The 22,805-nt window shown below is 74.5% G+C and carries 19 protein-coding genes; 8 read left to right on the forward strand and 11 right to left on the reverse strand.

Features of this window, described 5'->3' with window-relative positions; translation table 11 throughout:
• The first annotated feature begins 128 nt into the window (after positions 1–128).
• Positions 129–554 carry an OsmC family protein gene (locus AB0E62_RS12320; protein WP_362191486.1) on the forward strand — a complete coding sequence of 142 codons (426 nt, stop codon included), beginning with the start codon at positions 129–131 and terminating at the stop codon, positions 552–554.
• Positions 555–617: 63 nt separating this feature from the next.
• Here the strand turns inward: AB0E62_RS12320 and narI are convergent, their stop codons facing one another.
• The 7 genes from narI to AB0E62_RS12355 all read right to left on the reverse strand — a co-directional run bounded on the left by narI (position 618) and on the right by AB0E62_RS12355 (position 12,438).
• The gene (gene narI, locus AB0E62_RS12325) at positions 618–1,340 is read right to left on the reverse strand and encodes a respiratory nitrate reductase subunit gamma (protein WP_362191488.1); all 723 of its coding nucleotides are present in this window, start codon (positions 1,338–1,340) and stop codon (positions 618–620) included.
• Complete coding sequence (narJ, locus tag AB0E62_RS12330; RefSeq protein ID WP_362191490.1) at positions 1,337–1,831, reverse strand: nitrate reductase molybdenum cofactor assembly chaperone; 495 nt, start codon at positions 1,829–1,831, stop codon at positions 1,337–1,339. The genes narI and narJ overlap by 4 nt, the downstream gene beginning before the upstream one ends.
• Positions 1,831–3,426 carry a nitrate reductase subunit beta gene (gene narH, locus AB0E62_RS12335; RefSeq protein ID WP_362191492.1) on the reverse strand — a complete coding sequence of 532 codons (1,596 nt, stop codon included), beginning with the start codon at positions 3,424–3,426 and terminating at the stop codon, positions 1,831–1,833. The genes narJ and narH overlap by 1 nt, the downstream gene beginning before the upstream one ends.
• Entirely contained in the window at positions 3,426–7,109 is a 3,684-nt protein-coding gene (locus tag AB0E62_RS12340; RefSeq protein ID WP_362191494.1) for a nitrate reductase subunit alpha, read from the reverse strand. The genes narH and AB0E62_RS12340 overlap by 1 nt, the downstream gene beginning before the upstream one ends.
• 78 nt (positions 7,110–7,187) lie before the next feature.
• Positions 7,188–8,051 carry a helix-turn-helix transcriptional regulator gene (locus AB0E62_RS12345; protein ID WP_362191496.1) on the reverse strand — a complete coding sequence of 288 codons (864 nt, stop codon included), beginning with the start codon at positions 8,049–8,051 and terminating at the stop codon, positions 7,188–7,190.
• Between the two features lie 990 nt (positions 8,052–9,041).
• Complete coding sequence (locus tag AB0E62_RS12350; RefSeq protein WP_362191773.1) at positions 9,042–11,900, reverse strand: phage holin family protein; 2,859 nt, start codon at positions 11,898–11,900, stop codon at positions 9,042–9,044.
• 136 nt (positions 11,901–12,036) lie between these two features.
• Entirely contained in the window at positions 12,037–12,438 is a 402-nt protein-coding gene (locus AB0E62_RS12355; RefSeq protein ID WP_030789189.1) for a hypothetical protein, read from the reverse strand.
• Positions 12,439–12,552: 114 nt separating this feature from the next.
• Between AB0E62_RS12355 and AB0E62_RS12360 the strand changes: the two genes are divergently transcribed.
• Both AB0E62_RS12360 and AB0E62_RS12365 read left to right on the forward strand, forming a co-directional pair.
• Positions 12,553–13,326: an MBL fold metallo-hydrolase gene (locus AB0E62_RS12360; RefSeq protein WP_362191498.1), complete on the forward strand. Its 774-nt coding sequence runs from the start codon at positions 12,553–12,555 to the stop codon at positions 13,324–13,326.
• Positions 13,323–13,943, forward strand: coding sequence for a VTT domain-containing protein (locus tag AB0E62_RS12365; protein ID WP_362191500.1), 621 nt, complete (start codon positions 13,323–13,325; stop codon positions 13,941–13,943). The genes AB0E62_RS12360 and AB0E62_RS12365 overlap by 4 nt, the downstream gene beginning before the upstream one ends.
• A gap of 45 nt (positions 13,944–13,988) precedes the next feature.
• On the opposite strand, the gene AB0E62_RS12370 is transcribed toward AB0E62_RS12365, so the two are convergent.
• From AB0E62_RS12370 to AB0E62_RS12380, 3 genes are all read right to left on the reverse strand, one after another.
• On the reverse strand, positions 13,989–15,038 hold the full coding sequence (locus AB0E62_RS12370; protein ID WP_362191502.1) for an MBL fold metallo-hydrolase: 1,050 nt from the start codon (positions 15,036–15,038) through the stop codon (positions 13,989–13,991).
• Positions 15,035–16,306, reverse strand: coding sequence for an aminotransferase class I/II-fold pyridoxal phosphate-dependent enzyme (locus AB0E62_RS12375; protein ID WP_362191504.1), 1,272 nt, complete (start codon positions 16,304–16,306; stop codon positions 15,035–15,037). The genes AB0E62_RS12370 and AB0E62_RS12375 overlap by 4 nt, the downstream gene beginning before the upstream one ends.
• 183 nt (positions 16,307–16,489) lie before the next feature.
• On the reverse strand, positions 16,490–17,188 hold the full coding sequence (locus tag AB0E62_RS12380; RefSeq protein WP_362191506.1) for a hypothetical protein: 699 nt from the start codon (positions 17,186–17,188) through the stop codon (positions 16,490–16,492).
• 564 nt (positions 17,189–17,752) lie between these two features.
• Between AB0E62_RS12380 and AB0E62_RS12385 the strand changes: the two genes are divergently transcribed.
• The 4 genes from AB0E62_RS12385 to AB0E62_RS12400 all read left to right on the forward strand — a co-directional run bounded on the left by AB0E62_RS12385 (position 17,753) and on the right by AB0E62_RS12400 (position 21,248).
• Complete coding sequence (locus AB0E62_RS12385) at positions 17,753–19,549, forward strand: thiamine pyrophosphate-requiring protein (protein WP_362191508.1); 1,797 nt, start codon at positions 17,753–17,755, stop codon at positions 19,547–19,549.
• Between the two features lie 96 nt (positions 19,550–19,645).
• A complete protein-coding gene (locus AB0E62_RS12390) occupies positions 19,646–20,023 on the forward strand; it encodes a DUF2795 domain-containing protein (RefSeq protein ID WP_362191510.1) in 378 nt (125 codons plus the stop codon).
• Positions 20,020–20,700, forward strand: coding sequence for a diguanylate cyclase (locus AB0E62_RS12395; RefSeq protein WP_362191512.1), 681 nt, complete (start codon positions 20,020–20,022; stop codon positions 20,698–20,700). The genes AB0E62_RS12390 and AB0E62_RS12395 overlap by 4 nt, the downstream gene beginning before the upstream one ends.
• Positions 20,701–20,705: 5 nt before the next feature.
• Positions 20,706–21,248 carry a type 1 glutamine amidotransferase domain-containing protein gene (locus tag AB0E62_RS12400; protein WP_362191514.1) on the forward strand — a complete coding sequence of 181 codons (543 nt, stop codon included), beginning with the start codon at positions 20,706–20,708 and terminating at the stop codon, positions 21,246–21,248.
• 81 nt (positions 21,249–21,329) lie between these two features.
• Here the strand turns inward: AB0E62_RS12400 and AB0E62_RS12405 are convergent, their stop codons facing one another.
• Complete coding sequence (locus AB0E62_RS12405) at positions 21,330–21,617, reverse strand: DUF6158 family protein (protein ID WP_362191516.1); 288 nt, start codon at positions 21,615–21,617, stop codon at positions 21,330–21,332.
• A 57-nt stretch (positions 21,618–21,674) separates the two neighbouring features.
• Between AB0E62_RS12405 and AB0E62_RS12410 the strand changes: the two genes are divergently transcribed.
• Positions 21,675–22,793 carry a Vms1/Ankzf1 family peptidyl-tRNA hydrolase gene (locus tag AB0E62_RS12410; RefSeq protein ID WP_362191518.1) on the forward strand — a complete coding sequence of 373 codons (1,119 nt, stop codon included), beginning with the start codon at positions 21,675–21,677 and terminating at the stop codon, positions 22,791–22,793.
• The last annotated feature ends 12 nt before the right edge of the window (positions 22,794–22,805 follow it).

Below are 22,805 nucleotides of genomic sequence, written 5' to 3' on the forward strand. Positions count from 1 at the left end.
CCGGCGCCGGGACATCACCCGCCGTTCACCTCGCGGGGGCCGGTCCTGGGAGTGCGCCGGGCCCGGATGTGATCGGATAGGGGGCACCGGGAACCCCGGAGACCGCGACCCTCGCGAAAGGAAGCAACGTGGCAACCACGCGCACCGCGCACACCGTCTGGGAAGGCGAGCTGCTCAAGGGCAGCGGGACCGTCTCCTTCGACTCCTCCGGCATCGGCTCGCAGCCGGTGTCGTGGCCCTCGCGCGCCGAGCAGGCCAACGGCAAGACCAGCCCCGAGGAGCTGATCGCCGCCGCTCACTCCAGCTGCTTCTCCATGGCCCTCTCGCACGGCCTGACCGGCGCCGGCACTCCGCCCACCCGGCTGGAGACCAGGGCCGACGTCACCTTCCAGCCGGGCACGGGCATCACCGGCATCCACCTCACCGTGCGCGGCGAGGTGCCCGGCCTGGACGCGGACGGTTTCGCCGCGGCCGCCGAGGAAGCCAAGAAGAACTGCCCGGTCAGCCAGGCCCTGACCGGTACGACGATCACCCTGACGGCCGAGCTGGCCTGACTCTCGTCCGTGTCCGCGGGCCGCGCCTTCCCACCGGGGCGCGGCCCGTGCCGTCTCCGGGCCTCAGCCGCCCAGGCGCTCCCAGCCGCGCCGGTCCGGACGGGGGCCGAGCCGGCGGGGGTCGCGGGTGCGGTAGACCACGTACGGCCGGAACAGGTACTGCACCGGCGCGCTGAACATGTGCACCAGCCGGCTGTACGGCACGAACGCGATCAGCACCATGCCGACCACCGCGTGCACCTGGTAGAGCACCGGCACGCCCTCCATCAGCCCCGTTCTCGGCTGGAGGGTGAACAGGCTGCGCGCCCAGGGGGCGATGGTGCTCCGGTAGTCGTACCCGTTGCCACCGGTGTGCATCAGTTTGGCGACCATGCCCAGCACGATCGCGCCGAGCAGCAGCAGGTACATCGCCTTGTCGTTGGCCGTGGTGGCCCGGAAGACGGGGGCGCGGGTGCGGCGGCGGTAGACGAGCAGTCCGATCCCGGCGACCGTCAGCGCCCCGGCGGCCGTCCCGCCGTACAGGGACAGCAGGTGGTACATGTGCTCGTCCACGCCGAACGTCTCCGTCCAGGACACCGGCACGAACAGCCCCACGAGGTGTCCCGCGAGCACGAACAGGATGCCGTAGTGGAAGACCGGGGAGGCGACGTTCAGCAGCCGTGACTCGTACACCTGGGAGGAGCGGGTGGTCCAGCCGTACTTGTCGTAGCGGTAGCGCCAGACCAGGCCGGCCACCAGCAGGGCGAAGGCGACATAGGGCAGGGCGCCCCAGAGGAGGACGGTCATCGGCGTGCTCCGGGGTGGGAGGCGGGCAGGGTGGCGCACACCGCGTCCAGGACGCCCGCGTACGGTGTGCCGCAGGCGGTCAGCCGGGCGCGCAAGTGCTCCAGGCCGGCGCGGTGTTCGGTGAGCAGGCCGGTGTCGCCGGTCCGCGCGGTGAACTCCAGCACGGCCGGCAGGAAGTCCGGCAGTTCCTCGCCGCTGAACTCCAGGCCGTGCCGGCGGTAGACCTCCTTGAAGCGCACCAGGGACATCCCGCGCCGCCGGGTGTCGCCGTCCTGCCACCAGCTCAGGTACAGGCTGTGCCGGTTCTTGAGGTCGAAGACCTGCACGTAGTGGGCGGCCAGGTCCAGCAGCGGGGTGACGGCCGCGTGGTCGGTGAACTCCCGCAGCTGCGGGGCGGCTTGTCGCAGCAGCGGCAGGCGGGTGATCAGGTCGTCGTCCGGGTAGGTCAGGCACAGGGCCGCCGCCTGGTGGAGCATGGCGTCCGAGGGCATCAGGCCTCCTTGGCGTCGTCCGAGGTCTGCCGTCTGCGCAGCAGGTGGAAGTTCTCCACCGTCACCAGCGGAAGCCGCCTGCGGCCGGAGTCCCGGCCGAACGGCCCGTCGCCGCCCATGCCGGGGCCGCCCGCGACGTCGAGGCTGCACTCCTCGGGCACCACGGACTCCTCCAGCCGGCGGGCGTCGCCGAGGGCGGCGGTCGGGATGACGTACCGCTCCTCGTACTTGGCGATGGCCAGCAGCCGGTACAGGGCCTCGATGTCGGCCGGGCGCATCCCGGCCGCCGAGGCGACCGCCGGGTCCGGGGTCTCGCCGAGGTTGAGCGCCCGCATGTGGGAGCGCATCGCGGCGAGCTTCTCCAGCGAGGCCCGCACCGGCCCGGTGTCGCCCGCCGTGAACAGCTCCGCCAGGTACTCCAGCGGGATGCGCAGGGTGTCGATGGCGCCGAACAGGTTGCCCGCGTCCTCCCCGTCGTGTCCGGTCCCGGCGAGCGCGTCCACCACCGGCGACAGCGGCGGGATGTACCAGACCATCGGCATCGTCCGGTACTCGGGGTGCAGCGGCAGCGCCACCCGGTAGCGGCTGATCAGCGCGTGCACGGGCGAGCGGCGGGCGGCCTCGGTCCACTCCCGCGCAATGCCCGCGTCCTCGCAGGCGCGCAGCACCGCGGGGTCCTCCGGGTCGAGGAACACCTCCAGCTGGGCCTCGTACAGGTCCTTCTCGTCCGGTACGGAGGCGGCGGCGGTCACCTTGTCGGCGTCGTACAGCAGGACGCCGAGGTAGCGCAGCCGGCCCACGCAGGTCTCCGAGCACACCGTCGGCAGGCCGACCTCGATCCGCGGATAGCACAGAGTGCACTTCTCGGCCTTGCCGGTGGCGTGGTTGAAGTACACCTTCTTGTACGGGCAGCCGGTCACGCACATCCGCCAGCCGCGGCAGTGGTCCTGGTCGACCAGCACGATGCCGTCCTCGGCCCGCTTGTACATCGCCCCGGACGGGCAGGAGGCCACGCACGAGGGGTTCAGGCAGTGCTCGCAGATCCGCGGCAGATAGAACATGAACGTCTGCTCGTAGGCGAACCGCACCTTCTCCGATGCCTCCTGGCGCAGGCGCTCGACCACCGGGTCCAGGTCGCCGTAGGCGGGGGCGCCGCCGAGGTTGTCGTCCCAGTTCGAGGACCACTCGATCTTCATCGGCTCGCCGGTGACCGAGGACACCGGCCGGGCCACCGGGTAGTCGTCGCCGAGCGGGGCGTCGGTGAGGTTGCGGTACTCGTACGTCCAGGGTTCGTAGTAGTCCTTGATCTCGGGCAGCCGGGGGTTGGAGAAGATCCCGGCGAGCTTCTTGAACCGGCCGCCGGCCTTCAGGGTGAGCGCGCCGCGCCGGTTCAGCTCCCAGCCGCCGCGCCACTTGTCCTGGTCCTCGTAGCGGCGCGGATAGCCCTGTCCGGGGCGGGTCTCCACGTTGTTGAACCAGACGTACTCCATGCCGCGCCGGTTGGTCCACGCCTGTTTGCAGGTGACCGAACAGGTGTGGCAGCCGATGCACTTGTCGAGGTTCATCACCATCGCGATCTGGGCCATGGGACGCATCAGTATTCGACCTCCTGGCCGCGCCGGCGGATGACCGTCACCTCGTCGCGCTGGTTCCCCGTCGGACCCAGGTAGTTGAACGCCCAGGACAACTGGGCGTAGCCGCCGATCAGATGGGACGGTTTGAGCAGCAGCCGGGTCAGGGAGTTGTGGATGCCGCCGCGCATCCCGGTGGTCTCCGTCTTCGGCACGCTCACCGTGCGCTCCTGCGCGTGGTGCATGTAGACGGTGCCGGGCGGCATGCGGTGCGAGACGATCGCGCGGGCCACGACCACGCCGTTGCGGTTGACCGCCTCCACCCAGTCGTTGTCCCGTGCCCCGATCGCGTCGGCGTCCTGCGGGGACATCCAGATGGTCTGCCCGCCCCGGGAGAGGGCCAGCATGAACAGGTTGTCCTGGTACTCGGAGTGGATGGACCACTTGTTGTGCGGGGTGAGGTAACGGACCGTCACCTCCCGCTGTCCGTCGGCACCGAGGCGCGGTTCGCCGAACAGCCGGTGCATGTCCAGCGGCGGCCGGTACACCGGCAGGGCCTCGCCGAGTTCGTGCATCCAGTCGTGGTCGAGGAAGAGGTGCTGGCGGCCGGTGAGGGTGTGCCAGGGCTTGTGGTGCTCGGTGTTGAGCGTGAAGGCCGTGTAGCGCCGGCCGCCGGTCTCGCTGCCCGACCACTCCGGTGAGGTGATCACCGGCACGGGCGCCGCCTGGGTGTCGGCGTAGGTGACCCGTTTGCCTTCATGCTCGGCGGCGAGGTGGGCCATCGGCTGCCCGGTGCGCCGCTCCAGCGTGCGGAAACCCTCGGTGGCCAGGCGTCCGTTGGTGGTGCCGGACAGGGCGAGGATGGTGTTCGCCGCCTTCACGGCCGTGTCGAGCGACGGCCGTCCCCTGAAGCCCGTGCCGTTCAACCGACGCAGCTGCGCGACCTCCACGTCCGGGCGCAGGGCAACTCCCTTGGTGGTGAGGCCCAGTTGCTCCACCAGCGGGCCGAGCGCGGCGAACTTGGCGCCCACGGCGGTGTAGTCGCGCTCCACGACGGTCAGGTTCGGCAGGGTCCTGCCGGGTACGGGCTCGCACTCGCCGCGTCTCCAGTCCCGGACCACCCCGCCCGGCTGGGCGGTCTCGCCCGGGGTGTCGTGCTGGAGCGGGCTCGCCACCAGGTCCTTGCGGACGCCCAGGTGGACCGTCGCCAGCTCGCTCAGCTTCTCCGCGAGCGCCTTGAAGGTGTCGAAGTCGGTGCGGGCCTGCCAGGGCGGGTCCACGGCCGGGGTGAACGCGTGCACGAAGGGGTGCATGTCGGTGGAGGACAGGTCGTGCTTCTCGTACCAGGTCGCGGCCGGCAGCACCACGTCCGACAGCAGGGTGGAGGAGGTGTGCCGGAAGTCCAGCGACAGCAGCAGGTCGAGCTTGCCCTCCGGTGCCCGCTCCCGCCAGGTCACGTCCCTCGGCCGCTCGTCGGGGGCGGCCTCCTCGGCGCGCAGCGAGGAGTGGGTGCCCAGCAGGTGGCGGGTGAAGTACTCGGCGCCCTTGGCCGACGAGCCGAGCAGGTTGGCCCGCCACAGGGTCAGCACGCGCGGCCAGTTCTGCGGGGCGTCCGGGTCCTCGCAGGCGAATCCCAGGGTGCCGGCACGCAGTGCGGCCACCGCCTTCGCCACCGGGTCGCCGCTCTCCTCGCCCAGGTCGAGCGGGTTGCGGTCGAAGGTGGGGTACGAGGGCATCCAGCCGGCGCGGGCGGACAGCGCCAGGCAGTCGGCGGCGGTCATCCCGGCGAACCGGCCCTCGCCGAGCGGCGAGGCGAGCACATCGGCGCCGAACCGGTCGTAGCGCCACTGGTCGGTGTGCAGGTACCAGTATCCGGTGCCGATGGCCTGCCGGGGCGGGCGGGACCAGTCGGAGGCGGCGGCCAGCGTCGCCCAGCCAGTCACCGGACGGCACTTCTCCTGGCCCACGTAGTGCGCCCAGCCGCCGCCGTTGCGGCCCTGGCAGCCGGTGAGCTGGAGCAGGGCCAGGAAGGCGCGGTAGATCGTCTCCGAGTGGAACCAGTGGTTGGTGCCCGCCCCCATGATGATCATGCAGCGGCCCCGGGAGCGTTCGGCGGTCCGCGCGAACTCCCGGGCGACGCGCACGCAGTGGGCGGCCGGGACGGAGGTGTGCGTCTCCTGCCAGGCGGGGGTGGCCGGGGTGCGGGCGTCGTCGTAGGAGGCGGGCCAGTCACCGGGCATCCCGGGCCGGGCCACCCCGTACTGGGCCAGCAGCAGGTCGTGGACGGTCGTCACCAGCGGGCCGTCCGCGCCACCCAGCCGGGTGGCCGGCACGCTGCGCCGCAGCACCTCGCCCCGCCCCTGCCCGTGCGCCCCGCCCTCGGTGTCGAACCGGGGCAGCAGCACCTCCACCGGCACCGCGACCTCGCTGCCGTACAGGCTCAACCGGGGCCGGATCTCACCGAGTTCCAGGTTCCACCGGCCCTCGCCCGACTCGGTCCAGCGAAAGCCCAGGGAGCCGTTCGGCACCACCGCGCGGCCGGTCGTCTCGTCCAGGACGACCGTCTTCCACTCGGCGCCCTCCCCGTCCTCTGCGATGTCGGTGGCGCGCAGGAACTTCGCCGGCACCCACGCCCCGTCCCGCTCGGCGAGCGTCACCAGGAACGGCAGGTCGGTGAACCGGCGTACGTAGTCGGTGAAGAACGGCGTCTCCCGGTCGACGAAGAACTCCTTGAGGATCACATGGCCCATCGCGAGGGCCAGCGCGCCGTCGGTGCCCGGGTGCGGGTGCAGCCAGGCGTCGGCGAACTTCGTGGCGTCCGCGTAGTCGGGCGAGACCACCACGACCTTCTGGCCCCGGTAGCGGGCCTCCGCCATCCAGTGGGCGTCCGGGGTGCGGGTCACCGGCACGTTGGAGCCCCACAGCATCAGGTAGGCCGCGTCCCACCAGTCACCGGACTCCGGTACGTCCGTCTGGTCGCCGAACACCTGCGGGGAGGCCACCGGGAGGTCGGCGTACCAGTCGTAGAACGACAGCATGGGGGCGCCGATCAGCGAGTGGTAGCGGGCGCCGGCGGCGTGCGACACCATCGACATCGCCGGGATCGGGGAGAACCCGGCGATCCGGTCGGGGCCGTAGGTCTTGATGGTGTGCACCTGTGCGGCGGCGACCAGTTCCACCGCCTCCTCCCAGCGCGCCCGGACCAGGCCGCCCTTGCCGCGCGCCCGCTGGTAACGGCGGCGCCGCTCGGGGTCGTTCTGGATGTCCGCCCAGGCCAGCACCGGGTCCCCGAGCCGCTGCTTGGCCTCCCGGTACATCTGGAGCAGCACGCCCCGGACGTAGGGGTAGCGCACCCGGGTGGGCGAGTAGGTGTACCAGGAGAACGCGGCGCCGCGCGGGCAGCCGCGCGGCTCGTACTCGGGCCGGTCCGGGCCCACGGAGGGATAGTCCGTCTCCTGGGTCTCCCAGGTGATGATCCCGTCCTTGACGTAGACCTTCCAGCGGCAGGAGCCGGTGCAGTTCACCCCGTGGGTGGAGTGGACCACCTTGTCGTGGCTCCACCGGTCCCGGTAGAAGGCGTCCGCCTGCCGGCCCCCGGTCAGGGTGAGGCTGTGCAGGTCGGGCGCGGGAGTGCCGGGCCCGAAGAAGCGGCCGGCGGACAGCAGGGCCGCGCCGGGCTCCCTGGGCGGTCTCCGCGTGTCGGTCACGTGCGCTCCCTCGGTTCATCCCCACCTCAGAACCTAGGGGCTGCCCCGGAAGGCCACCTGTCCAGGGACCCGTACGGGTCACAGACTCTCGCGGTACTCCCGCAGCAGCTTCCGGGTGCGCGGGACGGACGCGGCGCGGGCCGTCATGTGGTCCAGCACCTCCAGGTGCGCGGCCACCTCGCGGCGGGAGTCCAGGTACAGCGCGCCGGTGAGGTACTCGGTGAACACCATGTCCGGCAACTCCGGCTGCGCGAACCGGAACAGCGTGAACGGCGCGTACGTCCCCGGGTGCGGGCCGGCGGCGAACTCGGCGATCTGGAGCGTCACCCGGTCCCGCTCGGCGTACTCCAGCAGCCGGTCCAGCTGGTCCCGCAGCACCTTCGGGTCCGGGCTCACCGGGCGCCGGAGCACCGTCTCGTCCATGATCACCCACAGGTGGGGCGGGTCGGCGCGGTCCAGCAGCCGCTGCCGTTCCATGCGCAGCGACACGTGCCGGTCGACCGTCTCCGGGGAGGTGTGCCCGATGGTGCCCGCCTCCATCACCGCCCGCGCGTAGTCCTCCGTCTGGAGCAGGCCGGGCACGAAGTGCGGCTCGTAGGAGCGGATGATCCGGGCGGCGCCCTCCAGGCTGACGTACAGGCTGAACCAGTCCGGCAGCACGTCGTGGAACCGCTGCCACCAGCCGGGCCGGTTCGCCTCCTCGGCCAGCCGGACGAACGCCTCGGCCTCCGCCTCGGGCACCCCGTAGGTGGTCAGCAGCACCTGTACGTAGGGGATCTTCAGCGAGACCTCCGCCGTCTCCATCCGCCGCACGGTCGCCGCGGCGACCCTGAGGACCCGGGCGGCCTCCTCACGGCTGAGCCCCGCGGTCTCCCGCAGCTCCTGCAGCCGCCTGCCGAGCACCACCTGGCCCACGGTGGGCGCAGCCCGCCGCTCACTCACAGCCACGCCCTCCCCTACGTGCCGATGAACGCGGGCAGCAGTCTGCCATGCGATCGCCCTTTCGCACATACGGCCTAACCTGCGAACGTGGTCGGGGCCGCCGGCCCGCGGCCCCGGCACGAGACCGCCCCGAGCCGCCGGGCGGGGGCGGCGGAGGGAACGCGGGCCGCCGGGCGCCGGGGGCGGGAGGCGACGGAGGGGACGCGGGCCGCCGGGCGCCGGGGGCTAGGGGCTGGGGGCGGGGGCCGTCGAGCCGTGGAGACCGGGTAGGACACGGGCCGCCGGGGCCGGGGGCCGCCGGACCGTGGAAACCGGGTAGGACACGGGCCGCCGGGGCCGGGGCAAGGGGCCGGGTCGTCGAGGCCGGGCTGTTGCGCCGTGAGGACCGGGTGAGCCACGGGGCCCGGGAGGCCGAGGGCCGGGGGGACCGAGGGCCGGGGGGACCGAGGGCCGGGGGGACCGAGGGCCGGGGGGGCCGAGGGCTCATGGCCCGTGGCCCGGGAGCCGGGGCCCGGGAACCGAGGGCTCGTGGGCCGGGGCCCGGGAGCCGGGGCCCGGGAGCCGGGAGCCGTGGCCCGGGAGCCGGGAGCCGAGGGCCGGGAGCCGAGGGCCGGGGCCCGGGAGCCGAGGGCCGAGGGCCGGGAGCCAGTGGACCAGGTAGGGCACGGGCCGCCGGGCGCCGAGGCCGGGGGGCGTTGCGCCGTGGAGACCGGATGAGCCGCAGGCCGCCAGATGCCGGGGCCCGGGGCCAGAACCGGGGCCCGGAGCCGCCGGACCGAGTAGGGCACGGGCCGCCAAGCGCCGATGCCGAAGGGCCGTTGCGCCGTGGAGACCGGGTGAGCCACGCGCCGCCGAACGCCGGGACCCGGAGCCAGAGTCAGGGCCCAAAACCACCGAATCGGGCAGGAAACAGGCCGCCAGGCGTCGGGGCCCGGGGCCAGGTCGTTGAGCCGTGGGGACCGGAGGGGTGCGGGGCGCCGGGGCGTCCCGTCAGGCGGCCTGTTCCTCCTCCTCGGGGGCGGGGGTCAGGGGGACCTGGGGGCCGTTCAGCTCGTTCAGCCAGCGGCGCAGTATGCGGTGGATCCGCTCGGCGCCGACCGGCTCGGTTCCGTCGGCGGACGGCGGGGAGAGGTCCACCGGGGAGAGTAGGAACGGGCGCGACTGGGCGCCGCCGAGGCCGCCGTGCGAGCCGATCTGCTCCTCGAAGGCGAGCACCTCGCCGTCGGCGGGGTCGTAGGCGGAGTTGACCATGATGTCGGCGGTGTGCGGGAAGGAGTGGGTGCGGCGGACCGCGTCGGCGGCGCCGGGGCCGAAGCGGGCGAGCGGGCCCGGTTCCTCGTCCAGCCGGGCCAGCGGGATCTCGGCGCCGTGCGCGCCGAGCACCACACCGCCGTGCCGCTCGCTGCGCACCAGCAGGAAGCCGATGCCGGGGTGATTGGCGAGGGTGGTGAGCAGGGCGGGATGGCGGGAGTCGATCTCCTCCTTGGTCATCCGGTGCGGGACGTCCGGGAAGGACACCAGGCCGAGGTTGCCGGAGGCCAGGACGACGGGCTCGGGGCGGCGGGCCGGGCGGCGGTGCGCGCCCTTCTCCTCCACCGGGCGGCGCAGCGCGGCCCGGACTGCGGCGCGGGCCTCGGCACCGCTGTGCGTCTGCTCGGCCCGGCGCGGCACGGGCAGTCCGCAGCCGGCCCGGACCAGATCGCCGAGGGTGAGGCCGTAGCGGGCGCGGAACGTCTCGCCGGGGCTCTGCCCGTGGTCGGACAGCACGACGATCCGGTACGGGCGCGGGGCGTGCTCGGCGACGCGTTCGAGCAGGGCCAGGCAGCGGTCGAGTCGCTGGAGGACCTTCTCGGCGTCGCGCCCGTGCGGGCCGGAGTGGTGGGCCACCTCGTCGTAGGCGACCAGGTCGGCGTAGACGGCGGTGCGGCCGGCCAGCATGTCGCCCATGACCGCGGCGACGACGACGTCCCGTTCGACGACGGTGGCGAAGGCGCGGACCAGCGGGTAGAGGCCGCCCCGGGAGACCCGGGGCCGCTGCCGGCGCAGCCGGGCCCGGGTGGACTGGCCGATCTCGCGGGCCACCTCGGCGACGAAGGACAGGGCGGTGCGGACGGCGTTCGCGGGGTCGGAGAAGTAGGCGAAGTAGCCGGCCCGGGAGCGGTTGTCCCGGCCGCGGCGGCGGGTGGCGATGGACAGCACCAGGGCCTGTTCCCCGGCGCCGCCGCTGAAGAGGTTGCCGCGGCTGGCGCCGTCGACGGCGAGCAGTCCGTCCTCCCCCGTGCGCAGGGCGGCGCGGCGCTGGAGTTCGGCCGCGCTGGTCGGCCGGTTGCAGACCATCACCTCGCCGCGGTCCTTCTCGTACCAGCGGAAGGCCGGCACGTCGAAGGTGCTGCCGTGCAGGATGCCGAGCTGGCTGGCACCGGTCTGACTGGACCAGTCGGTACGCCAGGGAGTGAGGCGGTGGGTGGGCGCGTGGACGGGACGGGGGCCGCGGGGCCGGCGGGTGAAGCGGGAGGTGGCGCGCCTCTGGGCAGGGAGGGCGGAGGACGCCTCGTGGCCTCGGAGGGCGGCGATCCGTCCGTGGCCGGGGAGGGCCGGGGCCGGTCCTCGGGGGGAGCGGTCGGCGGCGGCTGCCGGGCGCGGGCCGTCTGCGGCCGGGCTGGTCGCGTCGGCTGCCGTATGCGCGCCCTCGCGGGCCGGCCGTGTCCCGTCGGCTGCCGGACGCGGGCCGTCACCGGCCGGCCGTTCCTCGTCCGTACCCGGTCGCACTCCGTCGAGTGCCGGACGCGAGCCGTCGCCGGCCGGAGTGCCTGTCCCGCCCCCGCCCGGCCGTCCGCCATCCGTACCCGGTCGCACTCCGTCGGCTGCCGGTCCCGAGCCGTCACCGGCCGGCCGTTCCTCGTCCCTACCCGGTCGCACTCCGTCGAGTGCCGGACGCGAGCCGTCGCCGGCCGGAGTGCCTGTCCCGCCCCCGCCCGGCCGTCCGCCATCCGTACCCGGTCGCACTCCGTCGGCTGCCGGTCCCGAGCCGTCACCGGCCGGCCGTTCCTCGTCCCTACCCGGTCGCACTCCGTCGAGTGCCGGACGCGAGCCGTCGCCGGCCGGAGTGCCTGTCCCGCCCTCGCCCGGCCGTCCGCCATCCGTACCCGGTCGCACTCCGTCGGCTGCCGGTCCCGAGCCGTCACCGGCCGGCCGTTCCTCGTCCCTACCCGGTCGTACTCCGTCGGCGGCCGGACGTATGCCCCGCGCGGCCGGATCCGCGTTCTCGTCCGGCGCCAGCCAGCGGGCGACCGTCGGCATCAGGCCCTTGCGGACCGCGGCCGTCAGGACGTCGTGGCCGACGCCGTCGAGCTGGACGCAGACCAGGCCGGGGGCGGTGGGGCAGGGCGGGTGGGCCCGGCGGCCGCGGGTGGCGAGGCGGTGCAGGCGGCGGCGGTACGCCTCGTCGTCGCGCACCGCGAGGGCCGCGCCGGTCGCGGAGGCGACCGCGGACATCACCGCGGCCACGATGACCGCCGTCTCGGGCGCGGCCTCGCCCCGCCCGGAGGGGTTGACCCGCAGGGCGAGCAGCAGCAGGGAGCCGTTGAGGAAGAAGACCAGCAGGCCGAGCACCAGCGCCGGCACGAGCAGCAGGAGCCGGACCAGCAGCGGCCAGACCACGGCGGAGAGGATGCCGAAGGCACCGGCACCACAGGCCGCGGCCACGGCGATGGTGGTGACGCTGTCGCCGTCGGCGGACTGGAGCCGGAAGTCGGGCAGGAGAGCGGCGAGGGCCAGCATGGTGACCGTGGAGACCGCCCATACGGCGACGCTTCGCCCGAGCTGACTGGCGATCCGCCGCCACCGCATGCCCCGCACGCCGTACACCTCACAACCCGGCCCTTCCCGCCCCTCGGGCCAGGAGGACGCTCCTCTCGCTCCAGCGGGCCGGTCGGCCCCGGCTCCACCTTGTCACACGGGGCGCCGGCGGCCGGGCGGACCGGGGTCACCGGCCGTCGTAGCCCGCCGTCGGCATGGACAGGCGGCGGTGCACCCGGGCCTTCATCTGCGCGTCGTACGACGGCTCGGCGCGCCCCACCGTCTCCACGCGCACGCCCCGGCGCGCGCACTCGGCGGTGAACTCCTCCACCGACGACAGGGCCCGGCGCAGCACCCTGAGGCTGGGCGCGACGAACACGTCCACCCCGGGGCGCACCCCCTCCCACAGCGCGCAGTGATCGAAACGCAGACCGCCGACGAGGAGCTCCCGGGCGATGACGTAGCCGCGCTCGGCGGCCCAGCGGGCGCACATGGCGTGCTGGCTGCGGGAGTCCACCAGGAAGGGGTCGGCCTCCAGCTCCTCCAGGGGCGTCAGGCTCGCGATGGCGGTGACCCGCACCGGCGTCAGCGTGCCGAAAAGCCCTCGCGGCTGTCTCATGGCGTCCCCTCACCTCCCGTTTTCGCCGCCGACCCTACTCCTGCCCGTAGGCTTCGGGGAGTCGCGCGAAGGAGGCGGAAGAAGGTGCCGGTGGAGATCACCTGGTGGGGTCACGCCACCTGTGTGGTGGAGGATACGAACATCAGGGTGCTCACCGATCCGCTGTTCGCCCGCCGGCTGGCGCATCTGCGCCGCCGCCGGGGCGCCGTGCCGCCCGCCGGGGCCCGCCGCGCCGACCTCGCGCTGGTCTCGCACCTGCACGCCGACCATCTGCATCTGCCCTCGCTGGCCTGCCTCGCGCCGGGCACGCGCCTGCTCGTGCCCCGGGGCGCACCACGGGCGGTACCCGGACTGCGCCGGCTGCGGCAGTTGCGGATCACCGAGGTGGCGCCCGGTGACGAGGTGCGGTTGGGCGAGGTGCGGGTCCGGGTGGTGCCGGCGCTGCACGACGGGCGGCGGCTGCCGGTGGGCCGGCACCGCTCCCCCGCGCTGGGCTACGTCGTGGAGGGCGAGGCGCGGACCTACTTCGCCGGTGACACCGGGCTGTTCGACGACATGGCCGAGCGGGTCGGTCCGGTGGACGCGGCGCTGCTGCCGGTGGGCGGCTGGGGGCCGTACCTCGGGGAGGGCCACCTGGACGCGGGACGGGCGGCGCGCGCGCTGGCGCGGCTGGCGCCGCGGATCGCTGTGCCGGTGCACTACGGGACGTACTGGCCGATCGGCATGGACGCGGTGCGCCCGCACGAGTTCCACGCGCCGGGCGACGAGTTCGTGCGGCTGGCGGCGGTGGCCGCGCCGCATGTGGCCGTGCACAAGCTGGCGCACGGCGAGAGCGTGCGGCTGGAGGTCGCGCGGTGACCTGGCTCGCCGACGCGTCGGCCGCCGTGACGCCCGGGCCCGCGCAGCAGGCGGTGGGCTATCCGTCGTTGTTCCTGCTGGTGTTCATCGGGGCGCTGGTGCCGGTGGTGCCGACGGGGGCGCTGGTGAGTTCGGCGGCGGTGGTCGCGCTGCACCGGATGGCGCCGGTCTCGCTGGCGCTGGTGTTCGTGACGGCGTCGCTGGCCGCGTTCCTCGGGGACATGGCGCTGTACTGGCTGGGGCGGCGCGGGACGCGGTCCAGGAACGGGTCGCGGTGGCTCGCGGCGATCCGGGCCCGGGCACCGGAGGAGCGGCTGGCGCAGGCGCGGGGGAAGCTCGCCGAGCACGGGACCGCCGTGCTGGTGCTGTCCCGGCTGGTCCCCGCGGGGCGGATACCGGTGATGCTGGCGTGTCTGCTGGCGGAGTGGCCGCCGCGGCGGTTCGCGCGGGGGAATCTGCCGGCGTGTCTCGCCTGGGCGGCCACGTACCAGGTGATCGGGATCGTCGGGGGTGCGCTGTTCGAGGAGCCGTGGGAGGGGGTCGCGGTGGCGGTGCTGCTGACCCTCCTGATCGGCGCGGTGCCCGGTGTGTGGCGGCGGGTCCGGGCCACCGGGTGAGCCCCCGCCGCCGGGCCGGGGCGCGCGGTGCCGTCCCGGGGCCCTTCACTCCAGCACTCTCGAGGCGCCGACCGGGAGGTCCCACAGGTCTTCGCGCTCCAGCCCCGCCTTCTCCCAGGCGGCCCGGACCCGGGTGAGCGGTTCCAGGACCGGCTCCGCCGAGAGGATGAACGTGGCCCAGTGCATGGGGGCCATGCGGCGGGCGCCGAGGTCCAGGGTGGCTTGGACCGCCTCCTCGGGGTCGCAGTGGACGTCGCTGAGCCACCAGCGGGGGTCGTAGGCGCCGATGGGCATCAGGGCGAGGTCGATGCCGGGGTAGCGGCGGCCGATGCGGGAGAACCAGTGGCCGTACCCGGTGTCGCCGGCGAAATAGAGGCGCTGTCCGTCCGGCGCGGTGAGGACCCAGCCGCCCCACAGGCTGCGGCAGGTGTCGGTGAGGGTGCGCTTGGACCAGTGGTGGGCCGGTACGAAGTCGAAGCGGGTGCCGGACAGTTCGGCGCCCTCCCACCAGTCCAGCTCGGTGACGCGGGTGAACCGGCGGCGGCGGAACCAGCGGCCGAGGCCCGCGGGCGCGAACACCGGGGTGTCGCGCGGGAGCCGGCGCAGGGTGGGGGCGTCCAGGTGGTCGTAGTGGTTGTGGCTGATGACGACGGCGTCGACGCGGGGCAGGGCGTCCCAGGGCACGCCGACGGGCGTGACGCGGGCCGGGGTGCCGAGGATGCGGCGGGACCATACCGGGTCGGTGAGGACGGTGAGCCCGCCGATCCGGACGATCCAGCTGGCGTGTCCCGCCCAGGTCACGGCGAGGGTGCGGGCGTCGACGCGGGGCAGCGGGCCGGGTTCGTACGGCAGTGCGGGGATGTCCGCCAGGCCGTCGGGGCCGGGCCGCACGGCGCCTTCTCGGGCGAACCGCGCGAGGGCCTTCAGGCCGGGCAGGGGCGCGGTCAGCCGGTCGTGGAAGGTGCGCGGCCACACCCGGTGTCCGCCCAGCGGGCGGGGCTCGGCCAGCGGCGGGAAGGGGTCGGCGAGGGGGGCCGGCGCGCCGGGTGCCGTGGTCGTCGTGGCCGGGCCGGGCTCGTGCGTCTGCTGCGTCATCGAGGAGGCTCCCATCGCTGAGCGTCGTCGCGGAGATCGTCGAAGGCCGACTTCAAGGACACCAACGCGCTCTGCACCTGCGGCAGTTCCAGGGGCGCGGGTGACTCGAGGCATTCCGTGCGCTCCTCGTCGGTACCGCCCAGCAGGGGCCCGGTGGCGAGCCGTACGCGCAGCGCCCCGAGGTCGTCGCCGAAGCGGTGGCCGCCGGGCGCGGGCATGCCGAGCCGGGCGGTGAGGAGGTCCTCCAGCTCCTGGGCGTCGGCGACCCCCCGGGCGGCCAGCGGCTCGCGCAGCGGTCCGAGGTCGGCGTACAGGTGGCGGCCTGCCTGCGGGGGCCGGGCGAGCGCGCCGGCGGCGACCACGGCGGCGTGCGCGGCGGCGGCCAGGTGCGCGTGCAGCCGGACGGTGGCCTCCCGGCGTTCGACGACGGGCGGGGGCTCGTCGAGGGCGTGGCGGGCGGCCGCGGCGACGGGTGCGGCGATCCGCGCGCCGAGGGCGGTGAGGACGTCGAGCACGCGTGCGTGGAGCTGCTTTCCGGCGCCGGTGGCCGGGAAGCGGGCGACGGCGGCGGGCCAGCCGGCCGGCAGCAGGGCGCCGGCCAGGTCGGTGACGACGGTGACCTCGTCGGGCCACATCTCGGCCGGGCTGAGCAGGACGGTCTCGTGCGGTGCGTGCACGGTGTCCCGCCAGGTCTCGTCGCTGACCAGGTGAAGGCCCTCGGCGGTGGCGGCCTCGACGGTCTCGTGCAGCAGTTCGGGCGGGGCGACGGTGGCGGTGGGGTCGTCGGCGACGGAGAGCACCAGCAGCCGGGGGTCGCCGCCCTCGGCCCGGACCCGGCGCACGGTCTCCAGCAGGGCGTAAGGGTCGGGGACGCCTCCGCTCTCGGCGGGGGTCGGGACGTGGAAGACGGGCCGGCCGAGGAGCCGGGCGTACGGCGCCCACCAGGCGGCGCAGGGGCGGGGTACGAGGATGTCGGCGCCGTCGCCGGCCAGCGCGGCGGTGATGGCGAGCAGCAGGGCGGGGGCGCCGGGGGCCGCGGCGATCCGGTCGGGGACACAGGACAGTCCGCGGCGGGTCCAGTAGCCGCAGGCCGCCTCCAGCAGGGCGGGGGCGCCGCCGACGGGCTCGGCGTCGGCGCGGCCCGCCGCGGCGGTGAGTACGGCGGCCAGTCCGGGCGGGACGGGCAGGCCGTCGGCGGGGAGCGGTGGGCCGTAGCGGACGGGGCCGTGGTCCTCCCGGCGGTCCCGTCCGGGGTCCGTCCGCCGCATGTCCGCCTCCGCGAGTCCGTGGTGCCGTCGTATCGCCCTGCCGAACCGGGCGTTCCCCGTGGCCGTGCGTGTCGTGTCCGGTGGGTGCGGGGCGGAGGGTGCCGGTGGGGCCCTGCCGGTTCCCCCGGGACGGCGTGTACCCGCCGGACGGCTCTCCATGAGCGCGGGCCGGTGTCGCCGGGCTCACATCTCGGCGGACCGGGCCGCCGCGAGCCGGGTGCGGCCGTACAGCCGGTAGCCGGCGCCCGCGCAGGCGACGGCGATCAGGCCGGCGCCGGCGGCGAGCGCGGGCACCGAGTCCTCGAAGGTGCCGCCCGCTCCCGCGTCCACGCCGTGCTGGACGCCGGCCGGGCGGCAGCCCTCGGTGTCGCGGTCCGCCCGGGAGTCCTCGCATCCGTGGCCGCCCTGGTCTCCGCCGCCCTGGTCCCCGCCGACCTGCCCCGCCGCCTGCTCCCCCGAGCCGTCCCGCCCGGCACCGTCCCATCCGCCCGGCTCCCGGGCCGCACCGTCCGGCCCGACGGTGTCCGGTCCCACCGTGTCCGGCCCGCCCCCGGCCTCCTCCGGCATGCCCCAGCCGCCGCCGTCCGGCCCGGCGCCCTCCTTCCCCGCGTCTCCCACGCCTCCCGCGCCGTCCGGGGCACCACCCCCGTCCGGGACGCCGCCCTCGCGCCCGCCGGTGCCCTGCCGGGCGTCCTCGCACCCGGGGGCTATGGGAGCGGCGCCCAGGGCACCCGGTTCCGGCACCGGTACCGGAACCGGCCCGACGACGGGATCACAGAGCGCGGGGACGGGGACGGGGGCCGCGCGGGCGGCGGGCCCGGTCAGGGCGAGCACGGCACCGGCGGCGAGGGCGGCGGACAGGGCGCGGGCGGTGCGGCGCATGGGCGGGGCTCCTCGGCAGGGCGGCGGGGGCGGTCGGACGGCCGTACGCCGGCACACCGGTACCACGGCGACGCCGTGCGGCGCCCGGCCACGGGGGCACGGTCGGTGCCCCCGCTGCCATCACAGCCCGCCCGGGGCCGTCCCGCGCGCGGCCGGAGCCCATTCGCGCTACCCCTGGAGCCGGCCGGGTGACTCGCCCCCGCCCGGAACCGCGCCGACCGGCAGGGAGCACCCGGGCGCGCCGTCCCCGGCAGCTCCCCGGAACCGCGAGGACGGCGCGGGACGCGACGGACCCCGCCACCGCGGCGAACGCCCCTGACCACCCGGCGCCCCTCCCCGCGCCGCCGCCGGCACATCGACCACCGGCCGACCGCTCCCCCACCCGGCGACGGCCCCGGACCCGGACCACCGGCGAACCGCCCCCTGGCCCCGGAACCCGGTGCCGCGCCACCGTCCCGAGCCCACTGTCCGCCCCGCCCGGAGGTTTTCCGTGTGCCGCGCAGGTGACTCGGTACGGGCTGACCTGATCGTCCGCTTCGCTCTCTCCACCCGGGAGGTCTGTCCATGAGCACCAAGGTCTCGGACCACATTCTCGAACGCCTGCGCGCATGGGGCGTGGAACAGGTCTTCGGCTATCCGGGCGACGGCATCAACGGACTGCTCGCCGCCTGGGGCCGCGCCGAGGACCGGCCGCGGTTCATCCAGTCCCGGCACGAGGAGATGTCCGCCTTCGAGGCGGTCGGGTACGCGAAGTTCAGCGGGCGCATCGGGGTGTGCGCGGCGACCTCCGGACCCGGCGCCATCCACCTGCTCAACGGCCTGTACGACGCGAAGCTGGACCACGTCCCCGTGCTGGCCATCGTCGGCCAGACCAACCGGACCGCGATGGGCGGCTCCTACCAGCAGGAAGTCGACCTGCACACGCTGTACAAGGACGTCGCCTCGGAGTTCGTGGAGACCGTGACGGTGCCCGAGCAGCTGCCGAACGTCCTCGACCGGGCGATCCGGACGGCGTACGCCCGGCGCTGCCCGACCGCGCTGATCATCCCGGGGGACGTGCAGGAGCTGGACTACTCGCCGCCGACCCACGCGTTCAAGATGGTGCCGTCCAGCCTGGGGATGAGCGAGTTCACGGCGACCCCGACCGACGAGGCGCTGCGCCGGGCGGCGGACGTGCTGAACGCGGGCGAGAAGGTGGCCGTCCTGGTCGGCCAGGGCGCGGCGGGGGCGGTCGCGGAGGTGCGGGAGGTCGCCGAGCTGCTCGGCGCGGGGGTGGCGAAGGCGCTGCTCGGCAAGGACGTGCTCAGTGACGAACTGCCGTATGTGACGGGCCCGATCGGGCTGCTGGGCAGCCGGCCGTCGTACGAGCTGATGCGGGACTGCGACACGCTGCTGACCATCGGCTCGTCGTTCCCGTACACGCAGTTCATGCCGGAGTTCGGCAAGGCGCGGGCGGTGCAGATCGACATCGACGCGCACATGATCGGCATGCGCTATCCGTACGAGGTGAACCTGGTCGGCGACGCGCGGGCGACGCTGCGCCGGCTGATCCCGCTGCTGACGGCGGAGGGCCGGAGCCGCAAGTGGTACGACACGGTGTGCGCGAACGTGCAGCGCTGGCACCAGACGATGGAGCGGCGGGCGGCGGTGACGGCCGATCCGATCAACCCCGAGTACGTGGCCCGGGCGCTGGACCCGCTGCTGCCGGACAACGCGATCCTGACCTCGGACTCCGGTTCGGTGGCCAACTGGTACGCGCGGCACATCACGATGCGGCCGGGGATGCGCGGTTCGCTGTCCGGGACGCTGGCGACGATGGGCCCGGGGGTGCCGTACGCGATCGGGGCGAAGTTCGCGCACCCGGACCGGCCGGTGTTCGCGCTCGTCGGGGACGGCGCGATGCAGATGAACGGGCTGGCGGAGATGATCACGGCGGCGAAGTACCGGGACCGCTGGACGGATCCCCGGCTGGTGGTGGCCGTGTGGAACAACCAGGACCTGAACCAGGTGACCTGGGAGATGCGGGCCATGGAGGGCGCGCCGTCGTTCCTGCCGTCGCAGTCCATCCCGGACGTGCGGTACGCGGACTTCGCCCGTTCCCTCGGCCTGACCGGCATCCGGGTGGAGAAGCCGGAGGACGTGGTGGCGGCCTGGCGGGCCGGGCTGGAGGCGGACGGGCCGGCGGTGCTGGAGTTCCTCACCGACCCCGCCGTACCGCCGATCCCGCCGCACGCGAGCTGGGAGCAGATGGAGGCGACGGCCGCCTCGATCCTGAAGGGCGACGCCGACCGGGGTTCGGTCGTCAAGCAGGGGCTGAAGGCGAAGGTGCAGGAGTTCCTGCCGGGCCGGGCCAAGCAGTGACCGTACGGGACGAATCCCGGATCGGGCGCGAAGGCCCGTGTCGGACGCGTGGCACCGGGTACGCGGTGCGGACCTTCGACCCTTGGAGGGAGAGACATGCAGCGAGGCAGTGACCGGCTGAACGTCCACCGGGACGACGAGATGAAGCATGAACTGAGGGGTCTGCTCCGTTCCGGCCATCCCACGCGCGTGGAGGAGTGGCACGACCCGGAGCCGGCCGCGGACGACGACCCGGAGGTCTGGAGCGGCCCGGTGGGCGGCCTCGGGTCCCCGGCGTCGCTGGAGCGGAACCGGCTGGAGCTGGCCCGGCACCTGAGCCGGCACTCCTTCCCCGCGCAGCCGGGCGAGCTGGCCCGGGCACTGCGCCGGGGCAACGCGCCCGGTGGGCTGATCGACGCGGTGGCCGGTCTGCCGCGCGAGGAGCGGTACGAGAACCTGCAGCAGCTGGCCGAGGCGCTGGTGGGGGGCGCATGAGGGTCCCGGTACCGGGTCTCGGCGGTGGCACGGACCAGGCGGCCGAGATCGCGCGGGGCGCCACGGTCGTCACCGGCGAGGTCACCACGCGTTTCCTGCTGTACGGACTGCTGCCCGGCTGGTTCCTGCCGGGGCTCGCCGACTGGGCGATGCACCGGCGCACCCGGATCGAGGACACGTCGGGGACGAAGGAGTCCCTGATCCACTCTTTGATGATGGCGGAGGTGGGCGCCCCCATCGCGCTCACCCTGCGCTACGAGGTCAATCCGCTGCTGCTGGCCGTGCAGCTGGGCGCGGCGGCGGTGCACGAGGCCACCGCGCTGTGGGACGTGCGGACGGCGGAGGACAGCGACCGCGAGGTCACGCCGCTGGAGCAGCACATCCACAGCTTCCTGGAGTCGCTGCCGTTCGGCGGGCTGGTCTCGCTGATGTGTCTGCACTCCGACCAGGTGCGGTCGCTGCTGCGGGGAGGGCGCGGGGATCCGGACGCCTGGCGGCTGGTGCCGCGCCGGCGCCCGCTGTCGCCGGGCTATCTGGCGGGCATCGGGGTCGCGATCGGCGCGTGTGTGCTGCTGCCGTACGGCGAGGAGCTGCTGCGCTGCCGGCGGGCGGCCAGGGAGAGGAAGCGCCGTGCCCGGGCCCGCCGGGCGGCGCTGCGGAAACTGAAAGGAGCCTGAACATCATGCGTATCGCGTTTCTGGTGGCACCCGAGGGCGTCGAGCAGGTCGAGCTGACCGAGCCGTGGAAGGCGGCCTCGGACGCCGGGCACGAACCGGTGCTGGTGTCGACCCAGTCCGGGAAGATCCAGGCGTTCAACCATCTGGACAAGGCGGACACCTTCCCGGTGGACGAGGTGGTGGAGCAGACGTCGGCCGGGTCGTTCGGCGCTCTGGTGCTGCCGGGCGGGGTCGCCAACCCGGACTTCCTGCGGATGGACGAGAAGGCCGTCGCCTTCGTGAAGGACTTCTTCGACCGGGGCCGGCCGGTCGCCGCGATCTGCCACGCGCCGTGGACGCTGGTGGAGGCCAATGTGGTGCGCGGGCGGGTGCTGACGTCCTGGCCGAGTCTGCGGACCGACATCCGCAACGCGGGCGGCACCTGGGTGGACGAGCAGGTCAAGATCTGCGACCACGGCTCCAACACGCTGGTGACCAGCCGCAAGCCGGACGATCTGAAGGCGTTCTGCGACGCGTTCGTCCACGTGTTCGCCGGAGAGGCCGGCTGACCGCCGCCCGACCGTAGAAACGACACGGGGCCGGCCCGCTCGCGGGCCGGCCCCCTCGTGTGCCCCGTGGGGCCGTGCGCGTCAGGTACCGGACGCGTCCGGGGTCGCCGACTCCCCGCAGCCGCGCTCACGGGCGCCCTCGCGGGTGCGGCCCGCGCTCACCAGGCGGCGGGGGTTGCGCCGCAGGTACTCGCCCTCCAGCTGCGCCATCCGCTCGTTGTGGGCCCGCAGTGCGTCGTTCGAGCCGTACAGCAGCGTGTCGTGGCGCGTGCGGTGGATCGTCTCCAGCTCCTTCATGAGCTGCTGGTCGTCCAGCCGGCTGGGGTCGACTCCGGTCATGGTGGTGCCCCGCTCGTCGTGTTCGTTCATGGGGTACGGGTACCCGCCCGGCACGCACTGCCCCCGAGTGATTTCCGGGAGGAATCCATGGAACTCGCGTTCCTGAGTCCACTGTACGAACATCCGGGGTCATGGGCCTCCGCATACGTCGACCTGTCGCAGCACGGGGAGGACATGCACAGCCTGCGGCGGCTGACGGCCGACGCGGTGGCCCGGCAGTTGCGCGAGCAAGGCGCCGACGAGGCCACCTGCCGGGCGGTGCACGACGCCGTGGCGTCCCTGGAGCGCTCCGCCGAGCCCTTCGGGCGGGCCCTCTTCGCACGGGACGGCGAGGTGGTGCTCCAGGTGCCGCTGGCCCAGGCCCCGCCGCGGGGCCTGGTGCACTGGGGCACGCTGCCGCACGTCACCCCGCTGCTGGACCTGGCCGGTGAGGACCCGGTGTCGCTGGTGGCGTACATCGACCGCACCGGGGCCGACTTCGAGCTGCGCAGCGCGGTGCTGTGCGAGGAGGCCGGACACGTGACGGGCAGCCGGCAGTGGCCGATGCACCGGGCGAAGGCCTCCGACTGGTCCGAGCGGCACTTCCAGCTGAAGGTGGAGGAGACCTGGGAGCACAACGCGCGGGAGATCGCGGGGGCGCTCGCGGCCTGCCAGGCCGAGACCGGCGCCGACCTGCTGATCCTGTGCGGGCAGGAGCGGGAGTGCCGGTCGGTGCACGAGCAGCTCCCGGCGCAGCTGCGGGACCGGGCCGTCGAGGCCGCGCACGGAGTCAACAGCCGGCTGCTGCCGCGGGAGGTGGAGGAGATCCGGACCCGGCACGTACGGGAGCGGATCCTGGCGGAGATGGACCGGTACCGGTCCGCCCGGACCTCCGACGAGGAGCGGCGGGCGGCGGCCGTCGAGGGGGTACCGCCGCTGATCGAGGCGGCCCGCGAGCACCGGCTGGCCGAGCTGCTGATCCTGCCGGACGGGCCGGACACCCGGCGCGAGGTGTGGATCGGCGAGGACCCGGACCTGCTGGCGGAGCGCCGTGGCGAGCTGTCGGACCTCGGCGAGCGGCATGCCTGGCCGGCCCGTGCCGACGACGCGCTGGTACGGGCGGCCGTGGTGACGGACGCACCGGTCTACTCGCTGGCGCCGGTGCTGGAGGAGACCGGCGAGGGGGTCCCGGCGGGTGGCATGGGCGCGCTGCTGCGCTGGCGGTAGCGGCCCCGGGGC

This window comes from Streptomyces sp. NPDC038707, from assembly GCF_040636485.1.
In the GTDB taxonomy this organism is placed as follows: domain Bacteria; phylum Actinomycetota; class Actinomycetes; order Streptomycetales; family Streptomycetaceae; genus Streptomyces.

Coding starts and splice junctions, on each gene's coding strand:
- narI (WP_362191488.1), bottom strand. CDS start 1,340: ATGACCGTCCTCCTCTGGGGCGCCCTGCCCTATGTCGCCTTCGCCCTG.
- narJ (WP_362191490.1), bottom strand. CDS start 1,831: ATGCCCTCGGACGCCATGCTCCACCAGGCGGCGGCCCTGTGCCTGACC.
- narH (WP_362191492.1), bottom strand. CDS start 3,426: ATGCGTCCCATGGCCCAGATCGCGATGGTGATGAACCTCGACAAGTGC.
- AB0E62_RS12350 (WP_362191773.1), bottom strand. CDS start 11,900: ATGCGGTGGCGGCGGATCGCCAGTCAGCTCGGGCGAAGCGTCGCCGTA.
- AB0E62_RS12370 (WP_362191502.1), bottom strand. CDS start 15,038: ATGACGCAGCAGACGCACGAGCCCGGCCCGGCCACGACGACCACGGCA.
- AB0E62_RS12375 (WP_362191504.1), bottom strand. CDS start 16,306: ATGCGGCGGACGGACCCCGGACGGGACCGCCGGGAGGACCACGGCCCC.
- AB0E62_RS12380 (WP_362191506.1), bottom strand. CDS start 17,188: ATGCGCCGCACCGCCCGCGCCCTGTCCGCCGCCCTCGCCGCCGGTGCC.
- AB0E62_RS12385 (WP_362191508.1), top strand. CDS start 17,753: ATGAGCACCAAGGTCTCGGACCACATTCTCGAACGCCTGCGCGCATGG.
- AB0E62_RS12390 (WP_362191510.1), top strand. CDS start 19,646: ATGCAGCGAGGCAGTGACCGGCTGAACGTCCACCGGGACGACGAGATG.
- AB0E62_RS12395 (WP_362191512.1), top strand. CDS start 20,020: ATGAGGGTCCCGGTACCGGGTCTCGGCGGTGGCACGGACCAGGCGGCC.
- AB0E62_RS12400 (WP_362191514.1), top strand. CDS start 20,706: ATGCGTATCGCGTTTCTGGTGGCACCCGAGGGCGTCGAGCAGGTCGAG.
- AB0E62_RS12405 (WP_362191516.1), bottom strand. CDS start 21,617: ATGAACGAACACGACGAGCGGGGCACCACCATGACCGGAGTCGACCCC.
- AB0E62_RS12410 (WP_362191518.1), top strand. CDS start 21,675: ATGGAACTCGCGTTCCTGAGTCCACTGTACGAACATCCGGGGTCATGG.